This is a genomic window from Microbulbifer mixtoriginis (SeqCode), assembly GCF_052467515.1.
Genome location: NZ_CP174314.1, coordinates 2,946,465 through 2,963,370, shown reverse-complemented (window position 1 = coordinate 2,963,370; position 16,906 = coordinate 2,946,465). Strand labels below are relative to the sequence as shown.

Below are 16,906 nucleotides of genomic sequence, written 5' to 3'. Positions count from 1 at the left end.
TATTGTTGCCCGATAGTGCGCAACAAAGGGAGTTGAGTTATGACGAAGGCGGCGAGGGAAGAGGCGAAGCGAGGCAGGAATATAAACCGCTCTGCTAGGATGTTTTGGGGTGGTCTTCTTCTGGCGGGGCTTTTTCTGGCGCTTTTTATGCATTCAGCTAAAGCACTGGTTTCATAAGCTGACAGAGGTGCCGAAGTAAAGTTGATGCGTTGCGGGGGAGTGATTAATGGCGCCCCCGGGTGGACTCGAACCACCAGTCCGGACTTAGGAGGTCCGTGGTTTATCCTGTTAACCGACGGGGGCAGATCGCAGTTGGTTGCGAAGGGCGGCCATTCTATCTGTTACGAGGACAAATGTCATGTCATGTCGTGTTTATCTTCTCTGTCTATCTGAGAGTGTCCCCTTACTTTCCCCCGAAACCGCTAAAAATTTGAACCTTGTCACTTGAAGTAACATGACGGCGACAGGGTTACTGCACTTCCCGCAGTTTCTCTTCTCTTTCACTTTCGGCAATTCTTGGTAATTTTCTCAACTTATCTTGTTAGCTTTGTAACATTTAATGGGTTAATTCGCGGATGATTTTGCATGACGGAATTTTAAAATATTCTGCAGTAAACCTGTCATAGTTGTCTTGTAAATTTCTGCTTGACCAGGATTGTTTGGCATCGCTAATCTGCCAATGCACCGTAAAGTGCGATAAGGATGTTTCTGCTTTCACGGATCAAGATTATGGAGTTTCGTATGGGTGTTAACGTAAACGAAAAGCACATGGTTTTTGATGATGTGGATATTCCACAAATTGCAAATGAAGTACTAAGGCAAGCTACATCTCAGCCGCCACGGGATGCTCGTCGCATGGTTGAGGATAAACTGGAGGAAAGACGCTTAAGTCGAGAATTATTGGATTACGACTTTGATGCCTAGTTAAAAAAACAATTAACCAATAGTCTTAGGATAGTGCGGTGTCTGCCAGGTTGATGTAGGTGATATAAGAGCGTTAACAGGGTTCGCCGCACAATTAAATTTTTCGCCTTTGCACTCTTTCTTGTTAATGCTTGGTTTGCATTAGTACCAGCTAATCGAAGCTAGCTGGATCTACGTTATAAGTATCTCGCCTACCTTCTTTCGTCTATTTCAATTGATAAAAATCAAGCGGCCAATAGCCGGTCATTGAGCTTCATGCTGAGGGTTATTAGTATTTTTAAACCATCTCTGGTGCTGGTTTCTAAAATGGGAATTAATTTTGGAATTGAGTAGGAAGGGGGTGCCGACCATAGGCCAGAACCCTCTGTGAAACATGAATGGCCAGAACAATTTACATTTGTGTAACCGTATCTTCCTTGTCTTCTTTTTTCTTGCCGCCAAACCAACCCATCAACTGCTTGAGTTTGTAAGAAAACTTTCCTCGCTTGGCTTTGCGTTCTTTATCGGCAGCGCTTACCAGCCAGGCAACTTGAATAACCAGGCGCTGTCCCTCAAAGGGGAGGTGGCCATGGAAGGAATTCTCGGCGCGCTTAAAAGCAGCAAGTGTTCCGTAAGAAGGGGGAACTTCTGGGGCGACGGTATCTTCGAAGTCGTCAATGCGCTTTAGAAAGCGCAAGCAGCCGTTGCCATCCAGCGTCCATTCAGGATTGAGGTAGAGTAAGGCCGTGGCAATTTTCGATTTGCCATCGGTGTGAATTCTGCCGTGACGCTTTTTCAGGGTACGGCTGATAGATACATAGGTCGGATACTGGGAGAGTTTTTCTATTCCTAGATTTTCCCCAATCGCATCGGCGAATTCCGGATGGGTAAATTCCTCAATCAGGGTATTGATGGAGTCTCCACATTCATGTTTCTCGTAAGGGAGGTAGCCGGCTCCTTTTAATTGGGGAAAGTCCTTTAGAAATGAAGGCATCATCTCTTTGGTTAGAACGTCGCTGGCCACAAAGAATGGGAAGGGTTGTTGATTGACTAAGGTATCGTCGCTTTTAATGGCGCTGGTATCAAGCCAGCGTTTGGCATCCACAGCTAGGCTAGTCATTATTGTGTGTCCTTACAGGCTGGTCCGGTGTTTTTATTCAGCACCGGGTTACATCAAAAGTTTCTGTTGATGTTGACTACTGAGTCTCCCTCGAATTCCTATGAGGGGTGGTACTGGGTACCAACTCACAACCCTCAGGAAAATATCAGAGCTTGGGCATGGGGCCAATACTGGCGTAAAAAAACCCGCTGAATTCCTTAAGATTCTTGCTTGAGATCAAGTTAGTGAGGTCAGGAGCGTTGAATATCATGCAATTAGCACAAGTGCCGGTATAATGCCGTTCAGATTTTCATCAGAGTGGTTTAATCCAAGCAATGTCTGTGACTCCCAAGTCCCCAGCTGTATTGCAAGTGCGCCATCTCGCCTGTGAGCGAGATGGCCGGCGCTTGTTTGAGGGTCTTGATTTCTCGCTGGATGCCGGCGGGGCAATCCAGATCAAGGGAAGCAATGGTGCCGGTAAGACCACACTGTTACGTACCTTGATCGGCAGCACCAGTGATTTCAATGGGGAGATTCTCTGGCGCAATAGCCCCTTTCCCAAGGGGCTGCGCGCTATGCGCGAGTCCCTTTTGTATATCGGCCACCGCGGTGGGGTTCGGGGAGGTCTTACGCCTCTAGAAAACCTTACTTGGTATGGGGCTACAGAGACCTCGGCGATGGAGGCTCTGGACAGGGTTGATCTATTCGGCTTTGAGGGTGCTCTTTGCAGCAGCTTATCGGCGGGCCAGAACCGCCGAGTGGCGCTGGCGCGACTCTTTCTTCCCCTGTCGCCCTGTTTGTGGATTCTCGATGAGCCCCTGACCGCTCTGGATGTCACCGGTGTTGCGGCACTGGAAAAACAAATGGCTGACCATCTTGCATGTGGCGGCTCTCTCCTTCTGACCTCCCACCAGCCTCTCAACCTGCCTGGCTTGGACTTTGTCGATTTGTCTGACTATGCAGTTGAGGAATCTTTTAACGAAATGGGGGGAGAGCATGTCTTTAACTGATGTCCAATTACAGTCTGTTGGAGCACGCGCTACTCCAGGTTTTGCGGCGCTCTTTAAAATTGAAATGCTCCTGGCATTGCGCAAGCGAGCAGATATTGCCAACCCACTATTATTTTTTGTAACGGTTCTCGCCCTCTTACCATTGGGAGTGGGACCAGAGCCCGAACTGTTGGCGAAAATGGCGCCGGGAATGATTTGGGTGATGGCGCTGCTTGCCACCATGCTCTCTCAAGAGAGTTTGTTCCGTGGGGACTTTGAAGATGGCACTTTGGAGCAGTTAGCACTGTTGCCCCAGCCCCTGTATTTTGCCGTATTGGCTAAATCCCTGGTGCACTGGGTCGCAACGGGCCTGCCACTGGCACTTTTATCTCCGCTCCTGGCGTTGATGTTGAATTTGCCCTCTGAAGGGTATTTGTGTTTGTTTGTGTCGCTGTTTCTGGGGACCGCGAGCCTCAGTCTGATCGGCGCCATAGGTGCGGCGCTCACTGTGGCTCTGCGCCGCCCCGGGTTGTTGCTGGCGTTAATTGTTATGCCACTCTATGTGCCCGTGCTAATCTTCGGCACCGGCGCGGTGCAGGCGGCAATAGATGGCTATGCCTACAGCGCGCAGCTGGCGATTCTGGCCGCACTGTTGGCTGCTGCCGCAGCCCTGGCACCACTGGCGGCAGCGGGGGCAATACGTATCAGCCTGGATAATTGATTCGGAGGTCTTCTTGGCTTGGCAATGGTTTCACCGTTTGGGTTCACCGCGTTGGTTCTATCAAAAAACCAGTGGCTGGTTGCCCTGGCTGGCATTGGCCAGCGTTGTTTTGTTGGTGACGGGTTCGGTATGGGGCCTGGGGTTTGCCCCTGAGGATGCCAAGCAGGGCAATAGCTACCGTATTATCTTTATCCATGTGCCGGCGGCCTTCCTGGCCCTGGCGGGCTATTACATTATGGCGATCAGCGGCGCCATAGGCCTTATCTGGAAGATGAAACTCTCCTTTGCGGTGATGCGCGCAGCGGCTCCAATCGGCGCGGTACTCACCTTTATATCTCTTTTTACTGGCGCGGTCTGGGGAAAGCCCACCTGGGGCACCTACTGGGTTTGGGATGCCAGGATTACCTCGATGTTGATCCTGCTGTTTCTTTATATCGGTGTGATGGCACTGTCCCAAGCGGTTAGTCGCGAGCAGTTGGCCGACAAGGCCAGTGCGCTATTAGCCCTGGTCGGGACGGTGAATATCCCAATTATTTACAAGTCGGTAGACTGGTGGTTCACCCTCCATCAGCCGGCAACTATCCGCCTGACAGAATCCAGCAGTATCGATCCCAGTATGTTTTACCCGCTGCTGGTAATGATTATCGGTTTCTATTGTACCTATGCCTGGACCCTGCTTATGCATACTCGCGCGTTGATACTACGTCGCGAGATGAAAACCCAATGGGTACAGCAGGAATTAGCTGGGGAGAAGTAAAGTGCAGTTTCAATTTGCCAATTTTGCAGACTTTCTGGCGATGGATGGCCACGGCATTTATGTGTGGATTTCCTTTGCTGTTACTTTTGCGGCCCTCGCAGCCTTAGTTCTCTACCCACAGTTGGCGCGGCGGCGTCTACAGCGAGAGTTGCTTAAGCAGCAGCGCATTGCACAGCGCCGGCGCAAGGCTAAGGCGCAGCAGGCAGATATGGAAGAGCCAGCTTAGCTGGTAATCGATAGGGTTTTTCGCCCGGTGGCTACTGCGGCCGGGCAGATAAGATCAAAAACTTATGGAGTTCACCTAAACAATGCATCCCGTACGCAAGCAACGTCTGATCCTGGTACTTGTTCTGGTCGCCCTTTCCAGTGCCGCCGTAGGTTTTGTCACCTATGCGATGCGAGAAAATATGGATTATTTCTATGCTCCCAGCGCATTCGCCGCAGGTGAGGTGCCTTTTGAGAAGCGCATCCGCGCCGGTGGTTGTGTCGTACCGGGCAGTGTTCAGCGCGCGGAAGACAGCCTGGATGTTCAGTTTGTTATTACCGATGGTGAGGCGGAATTGGCGGTCGTGTTCGATAAGATTCTGCCGGACCTATTTGCAGAAGGTGAAGCTGCAGTGATTAGCGGGCAGCTGATGCCCAGTGGCGTCTTGCGTGCCGATCAGGTACTAGCCAAGCACGATGAAAACTACACGCCTCCTGAAGTTGCGGAAAGTATGGTTTCCCACGAAGGCTGCACCGATGGAGCGAAGATATGATCCCTGAACTGGGCCATTTTGCGCTAGTAGTCGGCTTGCTGCTGTCTCTTGCGCTTTCGATATTGCCAATAGCTGGCAGTTATAGTGCACGTCCCCTGTGGATGGAGGCCGCCAGGCCACTAGCCTTGGGCGTCTTTGCGTTTGTTTTTATCGCTTATGTCTGCCTGACGGTCGCTTTTATCCAGAGCGACTTCACCGTTAACTATGTAGCGCAGAACTCCAACAGTATTCTCCCGATTTACTATAAGGTCACCGCGGTGTGGGGTGGTCACGAGGGCTCTATTCTGCTGTGGCTGTTGATCCAGGCAGGCTGGGCTGCGGCTGTGGCGCTATTTGGCCGCCAGTTGCCGCCGGAGCTGTTAGCGCGAGTGCTTTCAGTGCTGGGTATGGTACTGATCGGCTTTTTCCTCTTTATTATATTGACGTCTAATCCCTTCGATCGCACTTTGCCCTTCCCGCCGATGGAGGGTTCCGACCTGAATCCGCTGCTGCAGGATCCAGGGATGATTTTCCATCCGCCTCTATTGTATATGGGCTACGTGGGATTCTCTGTCGCCTTCGCTTTCGCGATTGCTGCGCTCTTGGGCGGGCATTTGGATGCGGTTTGGGCTCGTTGGGCCAGACCCTGGACGGTAGTCGCCTGGGCTTTCCTCACTCTTGGAATCGCTCTGGGTAGCTGGTGGGCCTATTACGAATTGGGCTGGGGCGGTTGGTGGTTCTGGGACCCTGTGGAGAATGCCTCGCTGATGCCCTGGTTGGTGGGCACCGCACTAATGCACTCATTGGCAGTCACGGAAAAGCGCGGCTTGTTTAAAAGCTGGACTATTCTGCTGGCAATTTTTGCATTCAGTTTAAGCTTGCTGGGTACCTTCCTGGTGCGCTCCGGGGTGATTACTTCTGTGCATGCTTTCGCCACTGACCCGTTGCGCGGTAGCTTTATCCTCGGATTCCTGGCGGTGGTTGTGGGGATCTCACTGCTGTTGTTTGCGCTGCGCGCGCCAGCAGTGAGTGCTCGCAGTGTATTTTCCTTCCGCTCATTGGAGGCCTTCCTGCTCGGTAACAATATCCTGCTGATCTTGATTATGGCGATGGTGCTGACTGGCACTTTATATCCGCTGGTGGCAGATGCCTTGAACCTGGGCAAAATCAGTGTTGGTCCTCCCTTCTTCAACCTGTTCTTTGTGCCCCTGATGGTGGTGCTTTGCCTGCTGCTGGGGATGGGGGTGCGTGCGAACTGGAAAGACAGCCGCTGGGACAAGCTTCTCAGCGCCTGGCGCCTGCCATTCCTGGCAGCCCTGGTGGTGGCTCTGGTTTGGCCTCTGGCCTTTGACCATTACCACTGGGGTGCGGTACTCGGCCTCTTTATTGGTGCCTGGGTATTTTGCGCGAGTCTTGCAGATATCGTTTCCAAAACCCGCAATGCCAAATCTTTTGTCGCCGGCCTTAAGCGTCAGCGCGCCAGTTACTACGGGATGCATCTTGCCCATGTAGGCTTGGCGGTGGCAGTGCTGGGGGTAGTGTTAACGACCGTATACAGCGTGGAAGAAGATTTGCGTATGGGTGCTGGCGATAGCCATCAGGTGGCTGGCTACGACTTTGATTTCGGTGGAGTACGCCTGGCACAAGGCCCAAATTACCGTGCTTTCGAGGGCGTGATCCACGTTAGCAAGAATGGCAAACCGGTTGCAGAGTTGTATCCGCAGAAGCGCAATTATTTCTCTGGCGGCAACACGATGACCGAAGCGGCAATTGATACTGGCTTATTCCGTGATATTTACGTTGCCCTCGGCGAGCCATTGGACCGCAGTAATCCCAGTGGGGATTGGGCCGTGCGCCTGCAGTACAAGGCCTTTGTGGTGTGGATTTGGTTGGGTGCCTTGCTAATGGCTATTGGTGGTGGCATTGCCGTGGCGGATAAGCGTTACCGCAAAGCTAAGGCGGCGCGCGAGGCATCTCTCAGCGGTAATTTGGCGGCGGCCTAAGTTTCGGGAAGAATTAAATGTCGAGATTAAAACTCTTTTTACCCCTGATAATTTTTGTGGCCCTGGCGCTTTTGTTTTGGCGTGGTTTGTTTTTGAATCCCCAGGAAATGCCTTCGGCGCTGCTGAATAAGCCAGTGCCAGAGTTTTCCCTGGAAAAGGTTGCTGATAACAAGCAAGTCATGCAAAAAGGCGACCTGCCCAAGGGGCCGCACCTTCTCAATGTTTGGGCCACCTGGTGTGTGGCCTGCCGTGTTGAGCACCCCTACCTCAACGCCCTTGCAGAGCAGGGCGTACCTATTATTGGTGTTAACCTCAAGGATGATGATTCAGCGGCCATAAAATGGCTGGATAAATTTCACAATCCCTATCTCTTTAGCGTTGCCGACAGGGACGGGCGACTGGCCCTGGACCTGGGAGTCTTTGGTGCTCCAGAAACCTTCCTGGTGGATGCCGAGGGCACTATCCGTTGTAAACACGTTGGCATCGTGGACGATAAGGTGTGGCAAACTAAACTACAGCCACTTTACGACAAACTAAAAAGCCAGCACTGGGACGCATTTGCCGGTGACCTATCAGATTCCCTCATCTCCCGTTGTCAGTGAGACTGAAGAGAAGAAAAGCCGTTTTATCTGTTGGTTGGGACCAGTAACGGATAAAACGGCCTTTCAGCATCAACTCAAACAAATTCGCCAGCAGTACCCAGATGCCAGTCATCACTGCACGGCGTTGATTATCGGCAATCCCGCCAACCCCACTATGATGCAAGCCGATGATGATGGTGAGCCCGGCGGCAGTGCAGGGCGCCCAATGCTGGAGCTGCTCCTCAAGCAGGGTGTTGGCAATGTGGGCGCTATAGTGACCCGCTATTTTGGTGGAACCAAATTAGGGGTTGGCGGCCTGATGCGTGCCTATCGGGGATCGGTGGGTGCTGCTTTACAGGCTATGCCTTTGGAGAGCTTTGTGCCGTTACAGCAGGCTTCTGTATGCTGTGATTTTGCCCAGGAATCTCGCTTGCGTTTTCTGGTGGCCCGTCATCAAGGCAGTTGCGGCCAGGCGGATTATGCTAGCAAGGTAACAGTGTCTATTTCTTTACCGCAAGATCAATGGCAGTCTTTACGAGAGCTCCTGCTAGCGGAGGCATTTGAGATTCAGGACTAATTTTCCAGCTTGCTCGAGGTGTTTAAATAATCTCGTAGAAGCTGAGCTATTTGGGCTAGATGATACCTTGTTTGGCGAATTTTCCGATCTCTTCGGCTGAGTAACCCAATTCTTGTAAGATAGACTCGTTATCTTCCCCCATATGTGGAGCTCGCCGGAATTCTACCGTTTCATCTCCACAGTGTATTGATGGCGCCAGGATTTTGATCTCGTTGCCCGCATCGCTAGTCATGGAGCGAATTCTGCCGGTTTCCGTAACGAAAGGATTATTCAGGGCTTGCTCAACATCATAAATAGGAGCTGCAGGCACCCGGCCGGTTAGTATCTTGAGCCACTCTGTTGTAGTTTTTTTTGAGAAAATTTTGTCCAGCTCAGCCGTTAGGCTGTCGCGGTGTTTTAAGCGCGCTTTAAAGTCAACAAATCTTGGGTCCTGGCACAGTTCTGGGTGCCCTACGGCATTGCACAGCTCAACCCAGAATTTTTCCTTGTTACACATCAAGTAAATCCAGTCATCTTTGGTGGTGTATAGCTGGCAGGGGGTTAGAGAAAAGTGTGCAGAGCGAGGCGGTCTCTGTTGATTGTGACTGGCATTTAATTGCCACATGGCGACGTAACAGAGGTTATACAGCGCGTTATCAAATAAACTGACATCTATATCGCGGCCGCGACCCGTTTCCCGGGCACTGAGGATACCGGATACCAGGGCCAGAGCCATAGTTACTCCCGTAGATAAGTCCACCAAAGAGAGCCCACAACGTGTAGGGGGGCTGTCGGGTTCTCCTGTTAATTTGAAATATCCCGCCTCTGCTTGCATGGGGTAATCATAACCGGGCCAGGTTGCCCTGCTTCCACTCCTGCCATAGGCCGTAAGGTGGGCACACACAATTCGTGGATTAATTTTTCTTAAGGCTTGGTAGGTGATGCCTAGCTTTTCTGGGACATCGCCGCGAAGGTTACAGCTAACTCCATCGGCAGTGGCAATAAGTTTTTGCAGTATCTGCTGTCCCTCCTCGGTTTTGAGGTTGAGTGACAGGCTTTTTTTATTGTGGTTAAACCCTTGGAAAAATAAGCTGGTGTTATCCTTGTTTTCCTCCTCTTCGCCTTTTACAAAGTAAGGGCCAACTGTCCGGCCTACATCACCACCCTGAGAGACATCTTCCACCTTGATGATTTCCGCACCTAAATTGGCCAAATAGAGTGTGCCAAAAGGACCGGCACCATATTGCTCTACAGCAACTACGCGTACGCTTTTCAGGGGGAGCATAGAGTGACATTCCCGGTAATTTCTATATTGGTGAGTGCAAGTTTAGGTTAGATAAAAAGTGTATAGCGGGAAGGTTCTTTGCATAGGCAAGGTTATTGCTAAATCTAATGTACCTTTTATTTTAAGGCGGAGGTCGGCTGCTACTATGCATGGGTACAAGAACGGTCGGGGAATGGGTCCAATAAGTGAATACTACTGCCATGCATTTAAAGAAGAGCTTTCTTTGTCGCAGCATTTTATTTGTGCCTGCCAGTCGACCGGATAGATATCAAAAAGCCTTCACGAGTGGCGCAGATATAGCCTGTGTAGATTTAGAGGACGCCGTCGCCCCAAAGTTTAAAAATGCGGCGCGACAGAATGTAGCAGAATTTTTTCCACCGCCAGACACTCAATCGTCCTTGAGAGCGTTGCGTATCAATCAATTGTCATCAGAGGCGGGGTTAAGGGATGTTTTGTTACTGTTGGGGCAGGGGCCAAAACCAGATATTGTAATTCTCCCCAAAGTGGAATCTGCCGAAGAAATCACCTGGTTTAATGACTTGTTGGCGCCAGTTGAGCAATCAATCGGGCTTTTGCCGCTGGTTGAATCGGCAAAAGGCCTGCAGAACAGTTTGGATATCGCCAGTTCCGATAATGTACTGGCCATTGGTTTTGGTTTTGCAGACTTTTGCGCAGAAGTGGGGGCAGATATAAGCTGGGAATCTTTACGTTATGCTAGGGGGCGTATTCTACAGGCTGCGGCATACGCAAAAATAGATGCTGTGGATGGCCCATATCTGGATCTAGAGGATGTTGAGGGTTTGTTACAGGAAACCCAAAATGTAGCCGCATTAGGTTTTCGTGGAAAAATAGTTTTGCACCCAAGGCAAATCGACCCTGTTCACCAAGGGCTTTCCCCCACAGAAGAAACTGTGCAAAGAGCGCGAAGAATCGTACAGGCGTTTAAAGAGAATCCCAGTGGCGTAGTGGTGGTTGATGGGCGCATGGTGGATCTACCAGTGGTAGAACGGGCGAGAAAATTGGTTACCTTGGTAGATAGGCAGTAATTCAAGCAGGACTACCGGTATTAATGCCTAAAGCAGAGGGCTCTTATGGATCGATATCGTTTCCCCGCGTATATTTTTCTTGGCAATAATCGCTACCGGGAGCGTTATGGTTTGGATTTCGAGGATTTTAAGGTGGGGCAGGTTTTTCGTCACCGACCGGGGGTGACGATCAGTCAGCAAGATAATGTCGAAGAGTGTGTGAATACTTTTAACCAGGCGATGATTCATTTTGATGAGTACTATGCCGAACACACCGAATTTAAAAGTCCTCTCATTAATACAACTCTGATCGTTCAGCGTTTAATGGGTATGATTTGGAAAACTTACTACCGTCGCAAGAGAATTGTTGAGTGGGGTAGTATTGATATGCTGGCTCCGGTATTTGGAGGTGATACTTTATATGCCGAGAGTGAAGTGCTGTTTGTCGGTGCCAATCTGAAAGATTCGGAGTCTGGCCTGATTGAGATTTTACTGAGCGGCTCCAATCAAAAACAACAAAAAACTTGTGAGATACGTTGTACCATGCTGGTTTACAAGCGAGAACATCTGCCATTTTCCGCAAAAAATTATTGATTACTATTTTGGTTGGGAGAAAGTTGTGAAGGATTCGTTGCATTTTCTCAGGGAGGTTGAGCCAAATACCTATATCGAAACCTGTGGTGTTGACTTTGAAGATTTCGAAGAAGGGCAGGTATTCGAGCATCGGCCAGGTCATACTTTCTCTGAGGCTAGCTGCTTACGCTATGCGCGCCACTCTTTTGATTTGAGCCCTGGATATTCTGACCAACGCTATGCTCGTAGAGTTTATGGTGACAGAGTTAGAGTGCCTGAGACCTTTGTTTTGAGTGCAATGGCTTTGACAACCCGGACATTTGGTAAAGTGGTTGCCAACTTGAGCATGGTAAATTGCAAAGTGGATGCGGTTTACGCTGGAGATACTTTATATTTGGAATCGGAAGTATTGGGTAAGCGAAAATCCAAATCACGCCCCGATCAAGGTTTACTGCATGTTAGTTCCCGTGCTCTCAACCAACATGGTGCCTGCGTGTGTTCTTTTGAGCGTAAGCTATTGATCTACCGACGCAATCTTGGGCCCTATGAAAGGGCTGGATATTAACTTCGATACAATCGAGATGCTCCAGATTCTTGTTCAAGAGCGCCTACAAGAATTCCTGATGTTCAACCAGTGTAATAATGCCCTCCCTGTGGGACCTATAGGTTCCTGAAAACAGCTGCCCTTTACTGACAGCGGTACACAGATCGCGCTTGATAGTTAATACTAATTTGTGGTTTTTACAGTCAATATGCACTATTTCGGCATCGAGAAAATCGAAGTATTGCTTAACAGTAGGGTAGAGTGCCTTAAATAAGCTCTCTTTAGTAGAAAAGGCAATGGTCATCCACTGTCGGAAGGATAACCCGCTTTCACTAAGGAGGACCTCCTCTGCCCGGTTGATTATATGGCTTTTTATTTCATTCGCAGTATTTATAGCGATTGTCGGCTCATAATCAATGCCTAGGGCCTGTGGCTTATTATTTACGGCACATATGGCAAGGTTATCCGCATGGGTGATAGAGCCTGAGATATCTGCTGGCCATAGAGGGCTTCGGTTGGGGCCAATGGGTATAGGTGTGTTAATAAGCCCAAAATAACTTAGTGCAAGGTGCGCACAATACCTGCCCGCAAGGAATTCGGCTTTGCGTTTTTTATAAGCGTGGGTGATTTCATATGGGAATTTGATACCCAGCTTTGAAAACAAATCATCCTGATAATTGTCCTGATCGAATTGGCATTCTAGTACTAGGCCTGAAAAACTCAGGGGCTTAATGGGTGAAGTATCTGTAATAAATCCAAATTTATAGTTTAAAGGTGCTTCTTGCTTGGTGTGTAACATTACGGCTATTGGAACTTGTGGCTGCTGCCTCTACCTGCTTGTAGAGTGAGTTTTACAAAGCAAATTTTTGTAAGGCATTCTGCCATAGAGGAGTTGCCGATGCAGCTGTACTTGGCTGCACCGGGGCATGTTGTATGAATAACTATGCTCCAGAACTAAAAATCAGTAATTTTTTGGGAGCCGGATGCATCTAATTAAAAAAGCGAGTAAGGGCTATTTTTGGCGTAAATCCGCCACAATCGTTCCAAAACTCCGGGCTTCCTCCTCATGAGCGGTCTCCCTCCAGGGTTCTTGAATCGCATCCGCTATCCATTTTTGCATTGAGGGAAGACTGTGAATCAGATCAATATACTGCTTCGCGGTTTTGCTAACAGGTAAATGATAGTTTTTGGCCCTTATTGTTACTGGAGCAAAGAAGGCGTCGACAGCGGTAAATTCCTCGCCAGCCAAAAATGGTCCGCCGAATCTCTGGATACCTTCACTCCATAACTCATCAATCCGCTTGATATCTTTTTGCAGGGGCTCTGAAATTTCATGCAGCTCAACGCTTAGGCCGCAGTTCATTGGGCAGATATTTCTCAGCGCAGAAAAACCAGAATGCATTTCTGCGGAAGCGCTGCGTGACCAGGCACGAGTTACTCGCTCACTCGGCCAGACCTGCGGGAAGTCTTCGGCAATGTACTCAGTAATCGCTAGGGAATCCCAAATCGTCACGTCTTCTGTTTTCAGACAGGGCACTTGTCCGGTTGGAGAGAAGCCGTGAAATTTTTCCCAACTGCCGCCTTCCTCAAAGGTAACCAGCTTTTCATTAAAAGGTATCTCCAAATGGTGCATCAACAACCAAGGTCTAAGAGACCAGGAGGAGTAGTTTTTATTTCCAATAAACAATTGATACATAAGCTTACTCTATATGTAGTTTTGGTGTTGGAGACATGGTTGGACAGCGGTTTTTGACTTCCATCATCGCCGGACGATATCTGATCAATATCACTGCCTGAGGAATAGTATCCTCATAATTGCTATCCGCTGCGATTGGCCTGAAGGCCAATTAGCGCTAACTTTGCGCCAATGACGTTTTCTTTGTGGTTTAGTCGGAACGTGCAAGGAATTTGGTTATTAGGAGTGGAGACCAGCATGACAGGAAAGGGGGAGACTTTACACGTAGACATATTGGCACACAGTGAGGTTGCACAGGTTGAATTGGGGTGTCCTACATAGAAAGGCGCTGGAGTCGGTGAGTTATCAGCCCAGCTGGTCGGTTTTGAAAGTTGCACCACTCTTCGTCACCACTTTCGCAGAGCCTTCGGGGTTTCAGCCAGTCAGTACCGCGGGAAGTTTTCTGCTGAAGTCGGGTTCTCTGGTGTTTTGGCGTTAGGGACAGCGATATACGTACTCCGGTATGGCTGGAGCAAGGCCTGGAAGTGGATGCCTTCGGCTGATACAACCTCGGGCGCGAACAGGTTATGATTCCTCCTCTATTGCCTGAACTCAGTACGGAAAACGAAGGATTTATGAGCAAACAGCGCGTATTGACCGGTATCACGACCACCGGTACTCCCCATCTGGGTAACTATGTTGGTGCGATTCGCCCGGCCATCGCCGCAAGCCAGGACGAGAACAACCAGTCTTTTTATTTCCTGGCGGATTATCACGCGTTGATTAAGTGCCAGGACCCGGAACAGGTGCATCAGTCCACCTTGGAGATTGCGGCAACCTGGCTGGCGCTGGGATTGAATACAGATAATGTGGTTTTCTATCGTCAGTCGGATATCCATGAAATCCCCGAGTTGACCTGGCTGCTTACCTGTATGACTGGTAAAGGCTTGATGAATCGCGCCCATGCCTATAAGGCCGCCGTGGATGCCAACCGTGCAGATGGCGAAGACTCCGATTTTGGCGTCACCATGGGGCTCTATAGCTACCCGATCCTAATGGCCGCAGACATCTTGATGTTCAATGCCAACAAGGTGCCGGTGGGTAAAGACCAGGTGCAGCATATTGAGATGGCTCGCGATATCGCTCAGCGCTTCAATCATCACTATGGTGAGCATTTTGCCCTACCCGAGGCGGTCGTGGATGACCACGTGGCTGTTCTGCAGGGACTGGATGGCCGCAAGATGAGCAAGAGCTACGGCAATACCATCCCTTTATTCCTGCCTGAGAAAAAACTGAAAAAGCATATCAACAAGATCAAGACCAATCTCCTGGAGCCGGGCGAGCCCAAAGACCCGGACACTTCCACGGTTTTTCAAATTTGGCAGGCATTCGCTACTCAGGAGCAAACCGCCGAAATGCGCAAGGCTTTTGCAGAGGGCATTGCCTGGGGCGAGGCCAAGAAGCAGCTATTCGAACTGGTCAATGACCAGATTGGCGAGGCGCGTGAACGCTATAACGCTCTGCTTGAAAACCCCTCCCAAATTGAAGAGGAGCTGGAGAAAGGTGCAGCCAAGGCCCGTGCCTATTCGGCACCTTTTATCGAGAAGTTGCGCCACGCGGTGGGTATTCGCAAGATTGGCCAGTAGCCATTTTTACAACGTGGGGAGCTGCTGTTACGAGGTTCTTCCCACGCCTTTCACTCTAATAACAAATAACGAAAGTACAGGGTTTCAATATGGAAAATGTTCAGGCAGGTCCCACTGGGGGCGATGATGCCAATAACAAAAATGGTTGGATCAACCGGGCACTGAATTTTATTGAGGTTGTGGGTAATAAACTGCCCGACCCGGCGGTGCTCTTCCTGGTATTGATGGTGGCCATTTGGGTGCTGTCCTGGCTGTTATCTGGTGTGAGTTTCGATACTTTGCACCCAGCCACGGGAGAAGCGATTCAGGTAACCAATCTTCTCTCCAGTAGTGAGCTGGCCCGCTTTCTCTCCAGTATGGTGACAACCTTTACCGGCTTTGCACCTCTCGGCGTCGTGTTGGTGGCTATGCTGGGGGTGGGTGTCGCGGAACAGAGTGGCTTTATCAATGCAGTGCTGAAAAAGCTGCTGGCGGTAACACCACAGATGCTGCTTACCCCCATGTTGATTCTGGTGGCGATTGTCAGCCATACCGCAGTGGATGCCGGCTATGTGTTGGTGATTCCCTTAGGTGGTGTGATTTTCTATGCGGCCGGTCGTCACCCATTGGCGGGAATTGCCGCCGCTTTTGCCGGCGTGTCAGGTGGTTTCTCGGCGAACTTTGTGCCCTCGGCCATTGACCCCTTACTCCAGGGCTTTACTCAAACCGCGGCACAAATCGTTGATCCGGAGATGCAGGTCAACCCGCTTAACAACTGGTTCTTCACCTCGGCATCCTGCCTGGTGGTGACCATGTTGGGTTGGTGGCTGACCGATAAGGTGATCGAGCCCCGCCTGAAGAATGTTGCCATTGATGGCGATAAAGAAGATATGCCGGTAATGCAGGAGCTGGGCGCCCGCGAGAAGAAGGCGATGTACCTGGCAGTTACCGTAATGGTTGCCGGCATTGTTGGCCTTATCGCCTGGATGTTGCCGGAGACCTCTGCATTGCGCGATTCCCAGGGGCAGCTCGCCTCCTTTGCTGCGCCGGTGATGAAGTCTATTGTGCCGCTGATCTTCCTGTTGTTCATTATCCCGGGAGTCGTTTTTGGCTTTGCCGCTGGGACTTTCCACAAGAGTAAGGATGTAATCGATGCGATGTCTAAGACCATGGGTTCCATGGCCTATTACATCGTGATGGCCTTTTTCTGTGCGTTGTTTATTTCCGAATTTGCCCGCTCAGGCCTAGGTACTCTGTTGTCGATTGAGGGGGGTGGTCTACTGGCGGCTATGAACCTGCCGGGCCCGATCACCCTGATGGGGATTATTGTACTGGTGGCGTTCATCAATCTGTTTGTAGGGTCTGCCTCCGCCAAGTGGGCGTTGCTCTCCCCGATTTTTGTGCCCATGCTGATGCAGATTGGATTCTCTCCGGATCTGACTCAGGCGGCTTACCGGGTTGGTGACTCCTCCACTAATATCATTACGCCATTGATGCCTTACTTCCCGCTAGTAGTAGTTTATTGTCAGCGCTATGTGAAGAGTACAGGTATAGGTACTCTGGTATCTATTATGCTGCCTTACTCGGTGGTGTTCCTGATCTGCTGGACGTTGTTCCTCGTTCTTTACTGGAACCTGGGTATGCCTTTGGGTCTGCAGGCCAGCTATACCTATCCGACGCCTTAGCAGTTGGCTCCGGTGAGGGTTAATCCGCGCTGGAGCATAAAATTATTTTACCTTCAGAGGTGCCCGAGACTCAGGGCGCCTCACCTCCCGTGAAGTGCCGGTTGAAAATTAACCGAACACCTTCCAACCGGCTCTTCACGCCCCCGCC

General features: G+C 50.2%; 18 protein-coding genes and 1 tRNA gene. 14 read left to right on the top strand and 5 right to left on the bottom strand.

The window, feature by feature from the left end; all coding sequences use genetic code 11:
* Positions 1 to 227: 227 nt before the first annotated feature.
* Positions 228 to 303, bottom strand: a tRNA-Arg gene (locus ACJJIT_RS12650).
* A 438-nt stretch (positions 304 to 741) separates the two neighbouring features.
* On the opposite strand from ACJJIT_RS12650, the gene ACJJIT_RS12645 reads away from it, so the two are divergent.
* Positions 742 to 924, top strand: coding sequence for a PA3496 family putative envelope integrity protein (locus tag ACJJIT_RS12645; RefSeq protein WP_444898608.1), 183 nt, complete (start codon positions 742 to 744; stop codon positions 922 to 924).
* A 391-nt stretch (positions 925 to 1,315) separates the two neighbouring features.
* On the opposite strand, the gene ACJJIT_RS12640 is transcribed toward ACJJIT_RS12645, so the two are convergent.
* On the bottom strand, positions 1,316 to 2,023 hold the full coding sequence (locus ACJJIT_RS12640; protein WP_444898607.1) for a 2OG-Fe(II) oxygenase: 708 nt from the start codon (positions 2,021 to 2,023) through the stop codon (positions 1,316 to 1,318).
* Between the two features lie 320 nt (positions 2,024 to 2,343).
* Between ACJJIT_RS12640 and ccmA the strand changes: the two genes are divergently transcribed.
* The 8 genes from ccmA to ACJJIT_RS12600 all read left to right on the top strand — a co-directional run bounded on the left by ccmA (position 2,344) and on the right by ACJJIT_RS12600 (position 8,367).
* Positions 2,344 to 3,012, top strand: coding sequence for a cytochrome c biogenesis heme-transporting ATPase CcmA (ccmA, locus tag ACJJIT_RS12635; protein WP_444898606.1), 669 nt, complete (start codon positions 2,344 to 2,346; stop codon positions 3,010 to 3,012).
* Positions 2,999 to 3,712 carry a heme exporter protein CcmB gene (gene ccmB, locus ACJJIT_RS12630; RefSeq protein WP_444898605.1) on the top strand — a complete coding sequence of 238 codons (714 nt, stop codon included), beginning with the start codon at positions 2,999 to 3,001 and terminating at the stop codon, positions 3,710 to 3,712. Before ccmA ends, ccmB begins: the two co-directional genes overlap by 14 nt.
* A gap of 13 nt (positions 3,713 to 3,725) precedes the next feature.
* On the top strand, positions 3,726 to 4,469 hold the full coding sequence (locus ACJJIT_RS12625; RefSeq protein WP_444898604.1) for a heme ABC transporter permease: 744 nt from the start codon (positions 3,726 to 3,728) through the stop codon (positions 4,467 to 4,469).
* 1 nt (position 4,470) lies between these two features.
* A complete protein-coding gene (ccmD, locus tag ACJJIT_RS12620) occupies positions 4,471 to 4,695 on the top strand; it encodes a heme exporter protein CcmD (protein WP_252085317.1) in 225 nt (74 codons plus the stop codon).
* A gap of 82 nt (positions 4,696 to 4,777) precedes the next feature.
* On the top strand, positions 4,778 to 5,227 hold the full coding sequence (ccmE, locus tag ACJJIT_RS12615) for a cytochrome c maturation protein CcmE (RefSeq protein ID WP_252085318.1): 450 nt from the start codon (positions 4,778 to 4,780) through the stop codon (positions 5,225 to 5,227).
* Positions 5,224 to 7,209: a heme lyase CcmF/NrfE family subunit gene (locus tag ACJJIT_RS12610; RefSeq protein WP_444898603.1), complete on the top strand. Its 1,986-nt coding sequence runs from the start codon at positions 5,224 to 5,226 to the stop codon at positions 7,207 to 7,209. Before ccmE ends, ACJJIT_RS12610 begins: the two co-directional genes overlap by 4 nt.
* 17 nt (positions 7,210 to 7,226) lie before the next feature.
* Entirely contained in the window at positions 7,227 to 7,811 is a 585-nt protein-coding gene (locus tag ACJJIT_RS12605; RefSeq protein ID WP_444898602.1) for a DsbE family thiol:disulfide interchange protein, read from the top strand.
* Entirely contained in the window at positions 7,774 to 8,367 is a 594-nt protein-coding gene (locus tag ACJJIT_RS12600) for an IMPACT family protein (protein WP_444898601.1), read from the top strand. The genes ACJJIT_RS12605 and ACJJIT_RS12600 overlap by 38 nt, the downstream gene beginning before the upstream one ends.
* A gap of 55 nt (positions 8,368 to 8,422) precedes the next feature.
* Here the strand turns inward: ACJJIT_RS12600 and ACJJIT_RS12595 are convergent, their stop codons facing one another.
* Positions 8,423 to 9,631, bottom strand: a complete 1,209-nt coding sequence (locus ACJJIT_RS12595) for a CaiB/BaiF CoA transferase family protein (protein ID WP_444898600.1) — start codon at positions 9,629 to 9,631, stop codon at positions 8,423 to 8,425.
* 185 nt (positions 9,632 to 9,816) lie between these two features.
* On the opposite strand from ACJJIT_RS12595, the gene ACJJIT_RS12590 reads away from it, so the two are divergent.
* Genes ACJJIT_RS12590 through ACJJIT_RS12580 form a run of 3 tightly spaced genes read left to right on the top strand, consistent with a single transcriptional unit; the run spans position 9,817 to position 11,794 of the window.
* Positions 9,817 to 10,677, top strand: a complete 861-nt coding sequence (locus tag ACJJIT_RS12590; RefSeq protein WP_444898599.1) for an HpcH/HpaI aldolase/citrate lyase family protein — start codon at positions 9,817 to 9,819, stop codon at positions 10,675 to 10,677.
* A gap of 45 nt (positions 10,678 to 10,722) precedes the next feature.
* Positions 10,723 to 11,250: a MaoC family dehydratase gene (locus tag ACJJIT_RS12585; RefSeq protein ID WP_444898598.1), complete on the top strand. Its 528-nt coding sequence runs from the start codon at positions 10,723 to 10,725 to the stop codon at positions 11,248 to 11,250.
* Between the two features lie 25 nt (positions 11,251 to 11,275).
* Positions 11,276 to 11,794 carry a MaoC family dehydratase gene (locus tag ACJJIT_RS12580; protein WP_444885459.1) on the top strand — a complete coding sequence of 173 codons (519 nt, stop codon included), beginning with the start codon at positions 11,276 to 11,278 and terminating at the stop codon, positions 11,792 to 11,794.
* Positions 11,795 to 11,837: 43 nt separating this feature from the next.
* Here the strand turns inward: ACJJIT_RS12580 and ACJJIT_RS12575 are convergent, their stop codons facing one another.
* On the bottom strand, positions 11,838 to 12,572 hold the full coding sequence (locus tag ACJJIT_RS12575; protein WP_444898597.1) for a 4'-phosphopantetheinyl transferase family protein: 735 nt from the start codon (positions 12,570 to 12,572) through the stop codon (positions 11,838 to 11,840).
* 213 nt (positions 12,573 to 12,785) lie between these two features.
* Entirely contained in the window at positions 12,786 to 13,469 is a 684-nt protein-coding gene (locus tag ACJJIT_RS12570; protein WP_444898596.1) for a glutathione S-transferase family protein, read from the bottom strand.
* A 614-nt stretch (positions 13,470 to 14,083) separates the two neighbouring features.
* On the opposite strand from ACJJIT_RS12570, the gene ACJJIT_RS12565 reads away from it, so the two are divergent.
* Together ACJJIT_RS12565 and ACJJIT_RS12560 are read left to right on the top strand one after the other, a co-directional pair.
* Positions 14,084 to 15,094 (top strand): tryptophan--tRNA ligase, encoded by a 1,011-nt coding sequence (locus ACJJIT_RS12565; protein ID WP_444890761.1) that lies wholly within the window; start codon positions 14,084 to 14,086, stop codon positions 15,092 to 15,094.
* 89 nt (positions 15,095 to 15,183) lie between these two features.
* Positions 15,184 to 16,758: an AbgT family transporter gene (locus ACJJIT_RS12560; protein ID WP_444890760.1), complete on the top strand. Its 1,575-nt coding sequence runs from the start codon at positions 15,184 to 15,186 to the stop codon at positions 16,756 to 16,758.
* Positions 16,759 to 16,906: the final 148 nt, after the last annotated feature.

What these genes read in the sequence shown, in the direction of transcription:
- ACJJIT_RS12605 (WP_444898602.1), top strand. Translation starts at nt 7,227, where the DNA reads ATGTCGAGATTAAAACTCTTTTTACCCCTGATAATTTTTGTGGCCCTG.
- ACJJIT_RS12575 (WP_444898597.1), bottom strand. Translation starts at nt 12,572, where the DNA reads ATGTTACACACCAAGCAAGAAGCACCTTTAAACTATAAATTTGGATTT.
- ACJJIT_RS12645 (WP_444898608.1), top strand. Translation starts at nt 742, where the DNA reads ATGGGTGTTAACGTAAACGAAAAGCACATGGTTTTTGATGATGTGGAT.
- ACJJIT_RS12610 (WP_444898603.1), top strand. Translation starts at nt 5,224, where the DNA reads ATGATCCCTGAACTGGGCCATTTTGCGCTAGTAGTCGGCTTGCTGCTG.
- ACJJIT_RS12595 (WP_444898600.1), bottom strand. Translation starts at nt 9,631, where the DNA reads ATGCTCCCCCTGAAAAGCGTACGCGTAGTTGCTGTAGAGCAATATGGT.
- ACJJIT_RS12570 (WP_444898596.1), bottom strand. Translation starts at nt 13,469, where the DNA reads ATGTATCAATTGTTTATTGGAAATAAAAACTACTCCTCCTGGTCTCTT.
- ACJJIT_RS12565 (WP_444890761.1), top strand. Translation starts at nt 14,084, where the DNA reads ATGAGCAAACAGCGCGTATTGACCGGTATCACGACCACCGGTACTCCC.
- ccmB (WP_444898605.1), top strand. Translation starts at nt 2,999, where the DNA reads ATGTCTTTAACTGATGTCCAATTACAGTCTGTTGGAGCACGCGCTACT.
- ccmE (WP_252085318.1), top strand. Translation starts at nt 4,778, where the DNA reads ATGCATCCCGTACGCAAGCAACGTCTGATCCTGGTACTTGTTCTGGTC.
- ACJJIT_RS12585 (WP_444898598.1), top strand. Translation starts at nt 10,723, where the DNA reads ATGGATCGATATCGTTTCCCCGCGTATATTTTTCTTGGCAATAATCGC.
- ACJJIT_RS12640 (WP_444898607.1), bottom strand. Translation starts at nt 2,023, where the DNA reads ATGACTAGCCTAGCTGTGGATGCCAAACGCTGGCTTGATACCAGCGCC.
- ACJJIT_RS12560 (WP_444890760.1), top strand. Translation starts at nt 15,184, where the DNA reads ATGGAAAATGTTCAGGCAGGTCCCACTGGGGGCGATGATGCCAATAAC.